The sequence below is a fragment of the Ensifer sp. SSB1 genome, from assembly GCF_016652895.1.
Taxonomy (GTDB): Bacteria; Pseudomonadota; Alphaproteobacteria; order Rhizobiales; family Rhizobiaceae; genus Ensifer.
The window spans coordinates 1-15,513 of record NZ_JAEPRP010000034.1; the positions used below are offsets into that span (position 1 = coordinate 1).

Here is a 15,513-nt window from a genome sequence, read left to right on the forward strand (position 1 = left end):
GCATTGCCGGCGTTTCAGACCACCTACGGCTTCACCTTGAAGCAGGAACAGCTGATCACGCTCTCTGGTGGTGACACTGCGGCGACAATCGCTGCGGCGGCCAACCAGACGAACGGCGCGAATGCGGCCATGGTCTATGGCACGGACGGCGGCATCGCGCCTTCGGGTCTTGTCGTGCTGGAAGATGACAAGGCCGTACAGCCTGTCTACCAGCCGGCCCCGATCATCCGCGAGGCCGTGCTCAAGGAAAATCCTAAGATCGAGGAACTGCTGAAACCGGTGTTCGAGAAGCTCGATCTCGTGACGCTCCAGGACCTGAACGGTCGCGTCCAGGTCGGCGGCGAACCGGCCAAGGCGGTTGCCGAAGACTTCCTGAAGAAGAACGGCTTCCTGAAATAAGTTGACCGGTTACCGGGACGCTGGTCCGATGGCCGGCGTCCCGGGGCATGCCTGCAGGTGCCGAAGTCGCGCCGGCACAGGCGGGGAGGGAATGTGATTTGATGCAACTCCGCTTTGACAAGCTCGGAGCGATCATCGCGGCTTTGGTGTTTGGCGGTGCCTTCATCGCGCCTTTTGCAACGTTTCGCGCCAATCGCATCGTCGCTGGCGAGGCAAAGACGATCATCGAGTCCCTGCCACAGCCGTGGGGCGTGGCGGTCCTGCTGGTCATCCTTGCAGGCGCCGTCTTGGCAGCCGTGCGCTCGCCGGTGCTCCTGCGCCTGGTCGCGGCTTTCGTGGCGCTTGCGGTGCTGGCGCTCGGCATCGGTGTCGCTGCCAGCCACCTGACGCCCGAAGCCAACACCTACGCTCGGGTTTCTCCGGCCTCCGGCTTCTGGGTCATGCTCTTCGCCTTCGGGCTCCTTGCCGCCGATGCGCTGACGCGATTGCGCCCGGCGCCGTTCGTGCGCGTCGTTGTGCTCGTCGCCGTGCTCGCTTTTGTCGGCATCCTGTTGCTCTCCGGCAGCTGGGACGGCCTTTCCATCCTGAAGGAATATTCGAGCCGGGTGGACACGTTCTGGGCGGAAGCGCGCAAGCACGTGACCTTGGCGCTTGGCTCGCTCGTGGCCGCAACGATCGTCGGCATTCCGCTCGGTATCCTCTGCCATCGCGTCACGCGGCTGCGTGATGGTTTGTTGGGTGTCCTGAACGCGATCCAGACGATCCCGTCGATCGCACTGTTCGGCATCCTCATTGCGCCGCTTGGCTGGATTGCCGCCAATGTGCCCGGCGCAGCCACGATCGGCATTCGCGGCATCGGCGTTGCGCCGGCCTTTGTCGCGCTGTTCCTCTATTCGCTCCTGCCGGTGGTTGCCAACACCGTCGTCGGGCTGGCCGGTGTTCCGCGGGACGCGAATGACGCTGCCCGCGGCATCGGTATGACCGATTGGCAGCGGCTGGTCGGCGTCGAGTTTCCGCTGGCCTTTCCGGTGATCCTCACGGGTATCCGCATCGTGCTCGTGCAGAATATCGGCCTGGCGACGATTGCGGCGCTGATCGGCGGCGGCGGCTTCGGCGTCTTCGTCTTCCAGGGCGTCGGACAGACCGCGATGGATCTCGTTCTGCTTGGCGCTGTACCGACCGTTGTGCTGGCATTTGCCGCGGCGATCGTGCTCGACGCGATGATCGAGATGGCCACACCCAACAACAGACAGGCAGAAGCCGCATGATCGAGATCGAGAACATCACCAAGCGCTATGGCGATACGGCTGTCGTCGACGACGTCAGCCTGACGATCGCGCCGCGCACGGTCACCGTCATCGTCGGCACCTCCGGTTCCGGCAAGACGACGCTGCTGCGCATGGTCAACCGGTTGGTGGAACCGACATCGGGTGCGATCCGTCTCGACGGCGAGGATAACCGGTCGCTACCGGGCTACGAGCTTCGCCGGCGGATCGGCTATGCCATCCAGGGCCATGGCCTGTTCCCGCACCGAACCGTCGCCCAGAACATTGCCACGGTTCCGACGCTGCTCGGCTGGGAGCGTGCGCGCATCGATGCCAAGGTGGATGAGCTTCTGAAGTTGTTCCAGCTCGATCCGGCCGCCTTTGGTCCACGCTTTCCGCACGAGCTTTCCGGCGGTCAGCAGCAGCGCGTCGGCGTCGCCCGGGCACTCGCGGCCGAGCCGAAGGTCTTGCTGATGGACGAGCCCTTCGGCGCGCTCGATCCGATCATTCGCGCCAAAGCCCAGGACGATCTGCTCGCGATCCAGAAGCATTTCGAGACGGCGATCATTCTCGTGACCCATGACATGGAAGAGGCTTTCCAGCTCGCGGACCGCATTGCCGTCATGGACAAGGGCAAGGTGGTGCAATATGCGACGCCCGCCGAAATGCTGCTGAAACCTGCGACCCCCTTCGTCGAAAGCCTGATCGGGCTCGGCGAGCGGCCCTATCGCCTGCTTGCGATCGAGCCGGTCTCAAGCGCTGTCGAGCCGGGGGCAGCGGAGGGGGCGGCGATTTCGAGCACGCTCAGCCAGAGGGAGGCGCTGGCCGAACTCCTCTGGTCCGGCCGGAGCGCGCTGCCCGTTGCCGGTCCGGACGGTGCACTCATCGGCAAGGTTAGCCTCGTGGGGCTGGCGAAACGCGCGGCCGGGCCAGCCTGATGCCGAAATTCTCCAGCCTTCTTCGCCTCGCGGTATTTCTGGTTCTGATCGCCTTCCTGCTGCAGCCGCAATGGTTCGAGCCAATGCTGCGGCCGCTGGTTCAGGAAAATGCACCTGTGATCTACAATCAAGGCAGCCTGTTGCAGCTGACCCTGTTGCACCTGCGCACCGTCGCCGTTGCGGTGGCCGCTGCTGCACTGGTTGCTCTCGCCCTGGCAATATTGGTGACGCGCGAATCCGGGGCCGAATTTCTGCCGCTGTCGCGCAGCCTGGTGAATATCGGCCAGACCTTTCCGCCGGTCGCCGTGTTGGCACTTGCCGTTCCCATTTTCGGCTTTGGCGAGAAGCCGACGCTGATCGCGCTTTTTCTCTATGGCCTGCTGCCGATCTTCGAGAATGCGCTGACGGGGCTGACGACATTGCCACCCTCCGTCATGGAGGCGGCGCGCGGCGCCGGCATGACAAGTGGCCAACGCCTCCTGAAGGTGGAGTTGCCGCTGGCGATGCCGGTGATCCTCGCCGGTATCCGGCTTTCGGTGGTCATCAGCCTGGCAACCGCGACGATCGGATCGACGGTCGCGGCGAAAACGCTTGGCGAGGTCATTATCGCCGGCCTGCAATCGAACAACCTTTCCTTCGTCGTCCAGGGCGGCCTGATCGTTGCGACACTTGCCGTGCTGCTGCACGACGGATTGCAGGCGGCTGAAAGAAAACTCGCCGCTCGAATGGGCCGCTAAAGCAGCTGATTGATCCGTCGCCAAGGTCGCGCGACGGTCGTCTCAACCAAAATCGAAGCATGCATGAAGGCCACGCAACGTGCAGTGGTCTGGACCGCTTTCTGCCTGCCGTAGAGTTGCGGTTCACTCACTCTCTTTGGTTGTCCGTGAAATGCCTGCTTTCTCGGCACATGCCTTCAACATGAAAATGAATTTCACAATTTTACAAAATATGCGGATTTGGGTTGACGCCCTGAAAAAACTGTCCCAGTCTGCGAAAATAAATTACGCCAAAAGGCAGGGGAACAGGACGAGCATGAAAGTCGGTATCATCGGACTCGGATTCCGTTTGGGTTATCTCGGCTATGTCTTCAAGGCCATGGACGAGAGCTTCGAGATCGCCGGCTACGTCGATCCGAACCCGGCTGGTCTGCCCACGCTCACCGAAAAGGGCATATCGCCTGGCAAGGCATATGCGACCCCCGAAGAGTTGATCGCCAACGAGAAGCTCGATCTCTTGATGATAGGCTCGCCGAACCACATGCATCTCGACCATATTCGTATCGGTCTTGAGGCTGGTCTCAAGGTTTTCAGCGAAAAGCCGATCGTGACGACGGTGCAGGAGAGCCTGGAGCTTGCGGCGCTGATGGCGAAGTTCGGTCATGAGCGTCTGATGGTCGGCCTCGTGCTGCGCTATGCGCCGATGTATCGCGACCTGCGTGCGGCGCTTGCCGAAGGCAAGCTTGGGCAGGTGGTCTCGATCGAGGCTTCCGAGCACATCGAACCCTATCATGGCGCCTTCTTCATGCGCGATTGGCGCCGTTATGAGCGCTATTCCGGCAGCTTCATGCTGGAAAAATGCTGCCACGACCTCGATCTCTATAACGGCGTCGTTGGCGCCCGCCCGGAGAGGGTGGCAAGCTTCGGCGGCCGCAAGAGCTTCATCCCTGCCAACGACCCGGCCCGCGAAGGCATCAACGACCTGGAACTCTTCCACCGCAAGCCGAGCGGCTGGATGGGCTCGGACAAGGTCTTCGACAGTGACGGCGACATCATCGACTACCAGGTGGCGATCGTCGAATATGCCAACGGCGTCGGGATGAACTTCCACACCAATCTCAACGTGCCGGACCAGTTCCGCCGCTTCTGTATCATGGGATCGCGTGGCATGGCCGAGGGCGACTTCATCCGCGGCTATTTCGACGTGCACGAGATGCTGACCGGCAAGAAGGTCATCGAGAACAAGTACGCCGCTACGGAACTGTCGCAGCACTACGGCGCCGACGAGCAGATGGCGACCGACATCATCGGCCACGTCCGTGACGGCCGGCCGCTGCCGGTCTCGACGCTGGATGCGCTTGAAGCGGGCATCCTTGCCCTTTCGATGGACGAGGCGCGGCGCAAGAAGAGCGTGATAGATCTGCGGCCCATCTGGGACCGTTTCGACGAAGCCCTGCATTCCCGCGCAGCGTAAGGGAGGCGCGGGATGAGTGTTCAACGCAGCACGGTCATCTTCGCCTGGATCCTGCTTCTTCCTGCTGTCCTTTACGTCACGGTGATCGTCGCCTATCCGCTGGTCGACACCTTCATCCTGTCGTTTACGGATGCGTCGCTGAAGAAGACGACCAACTGGGTCGGCTGGACCAACTACAACAAGATCTTCAACGAGACCTTCGCGGAAGTCATCTTCCGGACCTTCATCTGGACCTTCTTCTCGGTCTCGATCAAGATGATCATCGGCGTCTTCGGCGCAACGATGCTGAATGCGGCCGTACCGGGCCGGGCGCTCTTCCGTCTCCTCACCATGCCGCCATGGATCGTGCCGATGGCAATCGGCATCTTCATGTGGGGCTGGATGTACAACGGCCAGTTCGGCATGATCTCGGGCGTGCTGCAGAACCTCGGCCTCAGCAATGGACCGATCGCTTTCCTGGCGCGGGGCGAAACCGCGTTCTGGGCGACGATCGTCACGGACGTGTGGATTGGTGTGCCGCTGGTGACGCTCTATATGCTGGCGGCCATGCAGGCGATCCCGCAGGATCTCTATGAGGCGGCCTGGACCGATGGGGCCGGGCGTTTCTATCGGTTCCGCCGCATCACGCTGCCGCTGCTCGTGCCGTCGCTGATCACCATGTCGATGCTGTCGCTGATCGCGACCTTCAACTCATTCGACATCATCTGGATCCTCACCCAGGGCGGTCCCAACGGTGAGACCACCACGATGATCATCGACACCTATCGCACCGCGATCGGGTCGAAGAAATATGGCGAAGGGGCAGCGCGCGCCGTGCTGATCTGCATCTTTCTGTCGATCTTCTGCTTTGCCTATTTCCGGGTCACCAGCCGTCTTTCTCAGGGGGAACAGAAATGAGCCAGCCTGCCCTGATCAACCGTTACCGCTGGTACGAGCTTGTCGGCATCTATGCCGGTATATTCGTCTTCCTGTGCTTCATCCTGGCGCCCTTCGTCGAGGGCTTCCTGGTGTCGCTGAAGCCGCTCGGGCTGCTGTTCTCGTCACCTTATCGCTTCTGGCCGGAAAACGGCTCGTTTGCCGCCTACTTTACGATGTGGGAGAGCGTGCCGGGCTTTGCCCGCTACATCTTCAATTCCTTCTTCATCTCCACCATCGTCACGGCCATCGTGCTGGTGCTCGTCATTCCTGCGGCCTACGCCTTTGCCCGCTTCAACTTCCGTGGCGCCGGTGTGCTCCTGGGCGCATTCCTCGCGGTCAACATGTTTTCGGGCGCCGTACTGCTGATCCCGCTCTTCCGGCTGATGCGCACCTTCGGCGTGCTCAACACCTATCTCGCCATGATCGTGCCGGGCGTCGCCTTCCTGATCCCGTCTGCGATCTGGCTCTTGCGCACCTACATGATGCGCATCCCGCGCGAACTGGACGAGGCCGCTTTCGTCGACGGCGCCAGCCACTTCTATACATTGCGCCGGGTGATCCTGCCGATCGCCATGCCTGGCATTACCGTGGTGGCCATCACCACCTTCATCGGCGCCTATGCCCAGCAGTTCATCTACGCGCTGACCTTCAATTCCAAGAGCGAATACATGCCGCTTCCCGTCGGGCTGTTTGCCTATTTCGGACGCCAGGAGGTGGTCTGGAACGAACTGATGGCGGCAAGCTTCGTCGGCATCGCGCCGGCCGTGGTCGTGATCTTCCTCTTGCAACGCTATCTCGTCAGCGGGCTGACCGCGGGCGCGGTGAAACAATAAGACTTAAGTCAACCACCAGAGAACGGGAGCATAAAAACGTGTCTATTCAATTCAAGACGGGGGTGCTCGCCCTTGCCCTGCTCGGCTCGACCGCGCTCGGCGCCGTGACCGCCAAGGCGGCCGACCAGGAGATCAGCTGGATCTACTGCGGCGACACCATGGATGCGGTCCACCAGAAATACATCAAGCAGTGGGAAGAGAAGAACCCGGGCTGGAAGGTAACGCCGGAAGTCGTCGGCTGGGCCCAGTGCCAGGACAAGGCAACGACCCTTGCTGCTGCCGGCACGCCGGTCGCCATGGCCTATGTCGGCTCGCGCACGCTGAAGGAATTCGCCCAGAACGATCTCATCGTTCCCGTACCGATGACGGACGAGGAAAAGAAGACGTACTATCCCAACATCGTCGATACCGTGACCTTCGACGACAACCAGTGGGGCGTTCCGATCGCGTTCTCGACCAAGGCGCTCTATTGGAACAAGGACCTGTTCAAGCAGGCCGGTCTCGATCCGGAAAAGCCGCCGAAAACCTGGGCTGAGGAAATCGAATTCGCCAAGACGATCAAGGAAAAGACCGGCATTGCCGGTTACGGCCTGCCGGCGAAGACCTTCGACAATACCATGCACCAGTTCATGCACTGGGTGTACACCAACAACGGTAAGGTCATCGACGGCGACAAGATCGTCATCGACAGCCCGCAGGTGCTTGCTGCGCTGCAGGCTTACAAGGACATCACGCCTTTCTCGGTCGAAGGCGCCACCGCCTACGAACAGAACGAAATCCGCGCCATCTTCCTCGACGGCAAGGTCGGCATGATCCAGGCGGGCTCGGGTGCGGCGACGCGCCTGAAGGAAACCAAGGTCAACTGGGGTGTGGCACCGCTGCCGCTCGGTCCCGAAGCCAAGGGCGAGGGCACACTGCTCATCACCGACAGCCTCGCGATCTTCAAGGGTTCGGGCGTCGAGGAGAAGGCGATCGAATTTGCCAAGTTCATCACCTCGCCGGGCCCGCAGGGCGAATACGAGCTTCAGGGCGGCGCCGGCCTGACGCCGCTTCGTCCGTCGCCGATGGTCGATGAATTCGTCAAGAAGGATCCCTACTGGAAGCCGTTCATCGATGGCATCACCTACGGTGGTCCCGAGCCGCTCTTTACCGACTACAAGGGCTTCCAGAATGTCATCATCGAGATGGTCCAGTCGGTTGTGACCGGCAAGGCCGAGCCGGCCGACGCCTTGAAGAAGGCGGCTTCCAGCCTCGAAGAGTACAAGTAAGGCCACCGGGGTCGCGCGCCGACAAGATCGGTTCGCGGCCCCACCTAACTCTGCTATAAATGAGCCGCTTCTCGCCGGTGGCCGGAGACAGTTTTTTGGGACAGCTCAATCTCAATCGGATTCAGAAATTCTACGGGAATTTCGAGGTGCTGAAGGGCATCGATCTCGAAGTCAGGAACGGTGAGTTCGTCGTTTTCGTCGGACCCTCCGGTTGCGGCAAGTCGACCTTGCTCAGGATGATAGCCGGTCTCGACGAGACCAGCTCAGGGGACATCCTGATCGACGGCAAGCGCGTCAACGACCTGCCGCCGGTCAAGCGTGGTATCGCGATGGTCTTCCAGTCCTACGCGCTCTATCCGCACATGAGCGTCTTCGAGAACATCGCCTTTCCGCTTCGCGTGGAAAAAATGGCCGAAGAGAAGCTGAAGGCCAAGGTGGAGCATGCCGCGCGCATTCTGCACCTTGATCAGCGCCTGCAGCAAAAGCCCGGGATGCTTTCCGGCGGCCAGCGCCAGCGTGTTGCGATCGGGCGTGCGATCGTGCGCGAACCGAAGATCTTCCTCTTCGACGAGCCTTTGTCGAACCTCGACGCCGCACTCCGGGCGGACATGCGCATCGAATTGGCGAAACTGCACCGGCAATTGAAGGCAACGATGATCTACGTCACGCACGACCAAGTCGAGGCGATGACGATGGCGGACCGGATCGTCGTCCTCAATGCCGGGCAGATTGCCCAGACGGGCGCGCCGCTCGAACTCTATCACAAACCTGCCAATACCTTCGTTGCCGGCTTCATCGGCAATCCGAAGATGAACTTCCTCCCAGTTACCTGCAAGGGCGTCAGCGATGCCGGCGTCGAGGTCGACTACAAGGGGCAGACGGTGACCATCCCCGTTACGTCGCAACCCGGTCTCGTCGGGCGGACGTTGACGCTCGGAGTGCGGCCGGAGCACATCACGCTCGGAACCGGAGATCTGAACCTCAAGGTGACACCAACGGTGATCGAGCGTCTCGGCGCCCATACGGTCGCCTATGCGGCAATCGGCGGGGAAGGTGAAAACTTCTGCGCCATGTTGCCGGGAACGGCGGCGATCCGGCCGGAGGAGATGATCCAGACCGGCATTCAGGTTGCCGATTGCCACCTGTTCGACGAAGCGGGCATCGCGCTTGAACGTCGGGTGGAATTGACCGACATCGACATCGGCGTGCTCGATCCGGCAGCCGCCTGACGGGCGCGTGAACCAGGGTAGTGGCCGCCGCCCATCGTCGGCTGACGGCCTCTCTTTGCCGTGGTGGTTGTATGGCGGCATCCTGTTTTCATCGAAGGGCAGGTTTTGCGGCGTCTTCTCCGATGTCACCATGTGACACTGGAGTTCAGCCGGGGCGCCGCCTTGCCCGACCCGCATGCCGTTCTGGAGGACACAGGCAAGCTGCGGCGCCATATCAAGATCCTGCGCTCGGCGGAGATCGATGCGAAGCTTATCGCGCGGTCCATTGAGGTGGCCCGTCTGGCGGTAGATGGGTGAATTTTCGGCCGTGCTCGACCGGTCGCCAACCGTCAGGCCGCGCCCTTCTCCGCTCCGTGCGGATTGTCGACCTTCGGCCAGATGTTTTTAGGCGCGCGCTTGTAGTCGGTTCTGGCCGGGTTGTTCGGGTAAGGGGTGCCGGCCGAGCAATAGAGGATTTCTGACGCAATCTTCGAGAACGACGCGTAGAAGTGGTTGGTCGACTTGATGACCAGGATCTTCTTTTGGATCGGGTCGATGCCCATCACCGAGAAGAGGCTTGGGTCGAAGCTCTGCGCGCGGGTCGAGTTCAAGATAATGTCGATCCCGCTGAGATGAATGTGAGCGGCATCGCCAAACGGCGCGAAGCTCTCGCCGAAGCGCATCTCGGCGTCACGCACCAGCTTGACCACCTTGACCGTGCCGTCGACCGGGTTGCCGGTTCCGGGCGCTGACTTGGCGCCGAAGCGCAAGGGGATCTCCGCGCCTTCGCCGGCTGCCATGCAGATCTGCACCGCCATTGGGTCCCAGATCGTTCCGACTGCGACGTCGGTTGCGCCACGCGCCAGAAGCTCTTCGAGCAGCACCGTTGCGTCGCCGGCTGTGCCGCCACCCGGATTGTCCCAGACATCGGCGATCACGACAGGCCCAACGGTCGCAGCGAGCGCTTCGTCAACGGCCTGCTTTTCGTCGATCTGCGGCATGATGAAGGTGCCGCGGTGTGAGAAGAGCTCAAGGCCCAATTCCCGGGCGAGGCTTGCACCCTTCTCGGGCTTGCCATTGGTGACGGCGAGCAGCTTCGTTCCCATTTCCGGAACGTCGCCGGCCATGAAGCCATGGATGACGGAGAGCGAAAGCACATCCGCATCATCCTTCTCGATGCGGATGAGCTTGTCGACGAAGGAGCGCATCGGATCGCGCGAAGTCGGGTAGACATCGATCATGCGGCAGTCGAAAATCGACATGACGGGCGTGATGCGCCCTTCGAGCGTATCGACGGCGATGCGCCAGAGATCTTCGCCGCGGTCGACGAAGTCGGTATGCGGAAATTCCTTGAAGTAGACGAAGAAGTTCGACGCGGCAGCACGCTTGGCGGTCAGGTGGCTGTGAGGGTCGAGTTCGGCGCAGACGAGGATATCGGGGCCGACGATCTCGCGGACACGCGTGAGCAGGTCGCCCTCGGGGTCTTCGTAGCCGTCGGCGACCATGGCGCCGTGCAAGCCGAGCACCACGGCATCGACGGGCATGGCAGCGCGCAGTTGACCGAGGATTTCGTCGCGCAGGCTCTCATAGGTCTCCCGGTTGACGAGGCCGGCGGGATCCGCCCAGGTGGCCGTTCCTTCGATCAGCTCCCAGCCCTTCTCAGCGCAGACTTGCCGGCCGACGGTGATCGGTGCCGTACAAAGCGTCGGCGTTTCCGGGTGTTCTCCCGGCGGTGCGTAGAGCGAGGCTTCGAAGGCCCGGCGGTCGATGCAGATCGGGGAGAAGGTGTTGGTCTCGGTCGCAAGCGCCGCTGTGAAGATCCGCAAAGCCTTTTGCCTTTTTAATGTCGCGTCGCGCTCAAGCCGGACCCATCGGGTTCGGCAGGTAACCGGTGAAGCCGGCAATCTTCCAGCGACCCTCATGCAGGCGGCAGTAATAGACCGTCTGCCACTTCAGGATGTCCACGCTTCCGTCGGACTTTTTCAGGCTGCCGTCGAACTTCTTGCGTGCCAGCGCCTGGTCGCCGTTGATCTCAATGTCTTCGAGCGTCGTGGTCGTGAAGATCGCGGTGCGTGGGTCTTCGGCAAAGCTCTGACCGGCGAAATCCTGCGCCTGGCGCAGCCACTCGTCGCGATAGGCGGCAAGCGACGGGAAGGTCAGCCGCCAATTGTCGGGATTGGTTTCGCGCCGGCCGTCGATGCCGATGAAGCTGTCCTCCACGAAATCGCCTGACACCATCGACCAGTCGGCCGCCAGAAAAGCGGTGATGTCACGAGAGACCAGCATCTCCCAGATCGAGTGGCGAGCAGCATCGGAGGAGGGGAATGGATTGACGAAAGGATCCCGCATATTCGCGCCCTGGATTGAAATTCTTTTCATGAACGGTGTTTTTCGCTGGTCAAATTCAGCTTTCTATGGTCACTTGTCAACGATCAAAGAAAATAATTTGCACGAAGGCTGACATGACCATCAAGAGATATGGTGCGGAACAGGTTGGCGCTGGTGGTAAGCCCTTGCCGTTTGCGCGCGCCGTCGAGGCTGACGGCTGGCTCTATGTTTCCGGCCAGGTCGCCATGGAAAACGGCGAGATCATCGAGGGCGGGATCATCCCGCAGACCCACAAGACGATCGCCAACGTGCTGGCCATCCTGACTGAAGCCGGCTACGGTCCGGAGCATGTGGTTCGTTGCGGCGTCTGGCTCGACGACCCGCGGGATTTCTGGACTTTCAACAAGATCTACCAGGAGTATTTCGGTGCTCATCCGCCGGCGCGGGCCTGCGTCCAGTCGTCGATGATGGTCGATTGCAAGGTCGAGATCGACTGCGTCGCCTATAAGCCGAAGGAAGGTTGATCAATAAGCAGGGCGTAAGCGGCCGATGGACATCTTCGCGACACTACAGGAAGAAAAAGGGCGGCTCTCCCAATCGGAAAACCGCATTGCCGACATTCTCTTGAACGATTTCGAATTCGCGGTGAACGCCTCCATCATCGAATTGGCGAGCAAGGCGGATGTCTCGCCGCCAACTGTGACCCGCTTCTGTCGGCGGCTCGGCTGCGACAGCTTCTCCGATTTCAAGGTGCAGCTCGCCCGCACCGCCTATATCGGCATGCGCTATCTGAAGCCGGAGCCCAAGAGTCGCGAGACGGGCGACGTCGCCCAGGACATCATCACCAAGTCACAGAACGCGCTGTTCCTCTTGCATCGCTCGCTTGATCTGGCCGCCATCGAGCAGGCGGTCGAGCGGATCGCGGCAGCCGAAATGATCTATGCCTTCGGTTCCGGCGGAAATTCCTCGATGATCGCTGCCGAGTTGCAGAACCGGCTCTTTCGCTACGGGCTTCGCATCACGTCCAGCTCCGATCACAGCATGCAGCTGATGATGACGGCGGCGGCGCGGCCGACCGACGTAGTCATCGGCTCGTCCTTTTCCGGCCGCAATGCCGAGCTCGTGCGCGCCTTTACGCTCGCCCGCGAACTGAAGGTGCCGACCATTGCGCTGACGCAGAGCGGCAGTCCGGTGGCGGCCGCCGCCAGCATCACCGTTCCGGTCGATTTGCCCGAGGGCAACAATATCTACCGCCCCACCTCCACCCGCATCGCCTATCTGGCGCTGCTCGACATCCTCTCCAGCCTCGTCGCCTATCGGGTGCAGCCCCAGGCGACGACCACACTTCGGCGCATCAAACAGCAGCTGGTCACGCACCGCGACGGTGACGATCGCCAGCTTCTCGGAGACTGACGTGCCGCGAAAGGTCAGCGCATGACGCAATCCCTAGCGATCGTAACCGGCGCTGCCGGCGATATCGGCCGCGCTATCGCGCGCAAGCTTTCTGACGATCACGATGTGATCCTGCTCGTCGACATCGATGCGGAGGCCGCCGAACGGGCCGCGCGCGCGCTCGGCGACGAAAACCGTTTTGTGGCGCTCGCCTGCGACGTGACGGATGCTCAGAGCGTTGCAGCGATGGCGGCGACAGCAAAGGGCAAGGGATCGGTTCGCACGCTCGTCAACAATGCCGGCGCTGCCCGTGCCGTCAGCCTGCATGATACGACGCCTGAGATCTGGCGCATGGACAATGCGCTGAACCTCGAAGCAGCCTTCCTCACTTTTCGGGCCGTTGAGGACATGCTGAAAGAGACGCGCGGCTCGGTGGTCAACATCGCCTCGGTCAACGGCATGAACGTTTTTGGCCACCCGGCCTATAGCGCCGCAAAAGCAGGCCTCCTGCATCTGACGCGGCTCATAGCCGTGGAATACGGCAAGTTCGGCATTCGCTCGAACGCAGTGGCGCCCGGCACGGTGCGCACCCAGGCCTGGGAGGCGAGGGCGGCATCAAATCCGGATGTCTTCGAAGAGGCGCGCCGCTGGTATCCGTTGCAGCGTATCGTCAACCCGGACGATGTGGCCAATGCGGTGCATTTCCTGGCGGGGCCGATGGCTGCGGCCATCTCGGGCGTCTGCCTGCCTGTCGACTGCGGCCTCACCGCCGGCCAGGCGGAACTCGCCCGTACGTTTTCGCAATCAAGCCACTACTGACCTAAAGCATTCTGGAGGATGAGCATGCACCCGGTTTCCTACCGTCTCGAGGCGTCCTGGCAGCCGGATGGCGGGCCGTTTGGCCGGTTCACCTTCACACTGTTCAATTTCTCCGGTGCGCCTCTTTCCGGCTTCAGGATCGTCTATACCTCGCTCACGCGGGTGATCGATCCCAAGGCCTGCGACAATGCCGTGTTCCTGCGCCGCAACGCCAAATTTCACGAATTCGCGCCGCCGGCCGGGCTGACGATCGAGAACGGTGAAAGCTGGAGATTCACCGTCAGCGGCCTGCATCGCAATGCACGTCATTGCACGGACGGCGCCAAGTCCGCCTATCTGACGCTCGCTGACGGCCGCCATGTGCCGGTCGCCGTCTCCGATCTCCTTCTTGAGAACACCGTCAGCGAACCGCCGCCGGTGCAGCTTCCGGAAGGCAGGCTCGACCAGCCCTATGCGCTGCAGCCGTGGCCGGCGAAGCTTGAGCTTCGTGCTGGCTCAGGTTTCCCGGTCACTCTCTATCCGGCGGCCGATGCCAAGCAGGACGACGTTGCAGCCGTCGACACGGTCCTGTCGATGTTCCGCCGCCTGTTCCCTGCGGCGCATGCGCCATTCAGCCTTGCCGGCTCGAGGCAGGGCCGGCCGGTGGCATTCACGGCGGATGCAGCTCTGGCGGGAGAAGCCTATCGCCTGGATTTCTCAGAGACCGAAATTCGCCTCAGCTACGGCGGCAGCGCCGGCCGGCAATACGGCCTGACGAGCCTCGCGCAGTTGCTGGACGGCGCGCGCAACCACCCCGGAAAATTTCGCTTCCCGTCGACTGGCGCGATCTCGGATGCGCCGCGTTATGGTTGGCGTGGCTGCCATCTCGATGTGTCCCGCCAGTTCTATCCGACGGCCGACGTCGCACGGCTGATCGATATTCTCGCCTGGTTCAAGCTCAACGTCTTCCACTGGCATCTGACGGACGATGAAGCGTGGCGTCTGGAGATAAAGGCCTATCCGGAGCTGACGACGCTCGGGGTCCGGCGCGGTCCGGATGAGCTGCTTTTGCCGCAGCTCGGCAATGGTGCCGAACCCGTCGGCGGGTTTTACAGCCAGGCGGATGTGAAGGCGATCGTCGCGCAGGCAACGGCGCTTCATGTCGATGTGGTGCCCGAAATCGATATCCCTGGCCACAGCACGGCGACCCTGGTGGCGTTGCCGGATCTGACCGACGGTCAGGAAGCACCGGAAAGCTATCATTCGGTTCAGGGCTATCCGAACAACGCGCTCAACCCGGCCGTTGCCTTCACCTACGAGTTCCTGGAGAAGGTCCTCGACGAGATGGTCGAGCTTTTCCCAAGCGCATATATCCACATCGGCGGCGATGAGGTGGCGAACGGCTCCTGGCTTGCGTCGCCGCTGGCCAAGAAGCTGATGGAGCAGGCGGGCATTTCCGGTACCTTCGCGCTGCAATCCTATTTCCTGAAGCGGGTGAAGCAGATGCTGACGGCGCGTGGCCGCAAGCTCGCCGGCTGGAACGAGGTGGCCCATGGCGGCGGTGTCTCGACCGAGGATACGCTGCTGATGGCCTGGGAGCGGCCGGAGGTCGGGATCGAGCTCGCCCGCGAAGGCTACGACGTGGTGATGACCCCCGGACAGGCTTACTACCTCGACATGGCGCAGGCCGATGCCTGGCAGGAGCCGGGCGCAAGCTGGGCCGGTACCGCGACGCCTGCCCACACCTATGGTTATGAGGCCGAAGGCGAATTTCCCGAGGAGCTGAAACCGCGCCTCAGGGGTGTTCAGGCCTGCATCTGGAGCGAACATTTCCTGTCGCGCGGCTACTTCAATCGCCTGGTTTTTCCGCGCCTTCCGGCGATCGCCGAGGCGGCCTGGACACCGAAGGCGGCGAAGGACTGGCAGCGTTTCGCGGCCATTGCGCCGCTCAGCCCCAATCTCTGAGAGGAAAAGCC

16 protein-coding genes are annotated in these 15,513 nt (G+C 61.9%); 14 read left to right on the plus strand and 2 right to left on the minus strand.

The window, feature by feature from the left end; all coding sequences use genetic code 11:
* From I8N66_RS11050 to I8N66_RS11095, 10 genes are all read left to right on the plus strand, one after another.
* Window positions 1–399, plus strand: a 399-nt coding sequence (locus I8N66_RS11050) for a glycine betaine ABC transporter substrate-binding protein (RefSeq protein WP_291153528.1), incomplete at its 5' end; no start/stop codon positions are given.
* A gap of 101 nt (window positions 400–500) precedes the next feature.
* Window positions 501–1,667: an ABC transporter permease gene (locus tag I8N66_RS11055; protein ID WP_291153531.1), complete on the plus strand. Its 1,167-nt coding sequence runs from the start codon at window positions 501–503 to the stop codon at window positions 1,665–1,667.
* Complete coding sequence (locus I8N66_RS11060) at window positions 1,664–2,602, plus strand: ABC transporter ATP-binding protein (protein ID WP_291153534.1); 939 nt, start codon at window positions 1,664–1,666, stop codon at window positions 2,600–2,602. Before I8N66_RS11055 ends, I8N66_RS11060 begins: the two co-directional genes overlap by 4 nt.
* Entirely contained in the window at window positions 2,602–3,339 is a 738-nt protein-coding gene (locus I8N66_RS11065; protein WP_291153537.1) for an ABC transporter permease, read from the plus strand. The genes I8N66_RS11060 and I8N66_RS11065 overlap by 1 nt, the downstream gene beginning before the upstream one ends.
* A 295-nt stretch (window positions 3,340–3,634) precedes the next feature.
* Window positions 3,635–4,792 (plus strand): Gfo/Idh/MocA family oxidoreductase, encoded by a 1,158-nt coding sequence (locus I8N66_RS11070; protein ID WP_113535182.1) that lies wholly within the window; start codon window positions 3,635–3,637, stop codon window positions 4,790–4,792.
* Between the two features lie 12 nt (window positions 4,793–4,804).
* On the plus strand, window positions 4,805–5,689 hold the full coding sequence (locus I8N66_RS11075) for a sugar ABC transporter permease (RefSeq protein ID WP_113535181.1): 885 nt from the start codon (window positions 4,805–4,807) through the stop codon (window positions 5,687–5,689).
* Window positions 5,686–6,543: a carbohydrate ABC transporter permease gene (locus I8N66_RS11080; protein ID WP_034799530.1), complete on the plus strand. Its 858-nt coding sequence runs from the start codon at window positions 5,686–5,688 to the stop codon at window positions 6,541–6,543. The genes I8N66_RS11075 and I8N66_RS11080 overlap by 4 nt, the downstream gene beginning before the upstream one ends.
* Window positions 6,544–6,581: 38 nt before the next feature.
* Window positions 6,582–7,811, plus strand: coding sequence for an ABC transporter substrate-binding protein (locus I8N66_RS11085; protein WP_113535180.1), 1,230 nt, complete (start codon window positions 6,582–6,584; stop codon window positions 7,809–7,811).
* Window positions 7,812–7,906: 95 nt separating this feature from the next.
* Entirely contained in the window at window positions 7,907–9,040 is a 1,134-nt protein-coding gene (gene ugpC, locus I8N66_RS11090) for a sn-glycerol-3-phosphate ABC transporter ATP-binding protein UgpC (protein WP_113535179.1), read from the plus strand.
* A gap of 63 nt (window positions 9,041–9,103) precedes the next feature.
* Window positions 9,104–9,337 (plus strand): DUF1801 domain-containing protein, encoded by a 234-nt coding sequence (locus I8N66_RS11095; protein ID WP_291153659.1) that lies wholly within the window; start codon window positions 9,104–9,106, stop codon window positions 9,335–9,337.
* A 32-nt stretch (window positions 9,338–9,369) separates the two neighbouring features.
* Here the strand turns inward: I8N66_RS11095 and I8N66_RS11100 are convergent, their stop codons facing one another.
* Together I8N66_RS11100 and I8N66_RS11105 are read right to left on the minus strand one after the other, a co-directional pair.
* Complete coding sequence (locus I8N66_RS11100; RefSeq protein ID WP_291153569.1) at window positions 9,370–10,845, minus strand: M81 family metallopeptidase; 1,476 nt, start codon at window positions 10,843–10,845, stop codon at window positions 9,370–9,372.
* Window positions 10,846–10,876: 31 nt separating this feature from the next.
* Window positions 10,877–11,368: a hypothetical protein gene (locus tag I8N66_RS11105; protein ID WP_113535177.1), complete on the minus strand. Its 492-nt coding sequence runs from the start codon at window positions 11,366–11,368 to the stop codon at window positions 10,877–10,879.
* A 113-nt stretch (window positions 11,369–11,481) separates the two neighbouring features.
* On the opposite strand from I8N66_RS11105, the gene I8N66_RS11110 reads away from it, so the two are divergent.
* From I8N66_RS11110 to I8N66_RS11125, 4 genes are read left to right on the plus strand one after another with little or no spacing between them, the layout of a single operon-like run.
* The gene (locus I8N66_RS11110) at window positions 11,482–11,871 is read left to right on the plus strand and encodes a RidA family protein (RefSeq protein WP_104665256.1); all 390 of its coding nucleotides are present in this window, start codon (window positions 11,482–11,484) and stop codon (window positions 11,869–11,871) included.
* A 25-nt stretch (window positions 11,872–11,896) separates the two neighbouring features.
* Window positions 11,897–12,760: a MurR/RpiR family transcriptional regulator gene (locus I8N66_RS11115; RefSeq protein ID WP_113535176.1), complete on the plus strand. Its 864-nt coding sequence runs from the start codon at window positions 11,897–11,899 to the stop codon at window positions 12,758–12,760.
* Between the two features lie 21 nt (window positions 12,761–12,781).
* The gene (locus I8N66_RS11120) at window positions 12,782–13,558 is read left to right on the plus strand and encodes an SDR family oxidoreductase (protein WP_113535175.1); all 777 of its coding nucleotides are present in this window, start codon (window positions 12,782–12,784) and stop codon (window positions 13,556–13,558) included.
* Between the two features lie 24 nt (window positions 13,559–13,582).
* Window positions 13,583–15,502, plus strand: a complete 1,920-nt coding sequence (locus I8N66_RS11125; RefSeq protein ID WP_291153580.1) for a beta-N-acetylhexosaminidase — start codon at window positions 13,583–13,585, stop codon at window positions 15,500–15,502.
* Window positions 15,503–15,513 lie beyond the last annotated feature (11 nt).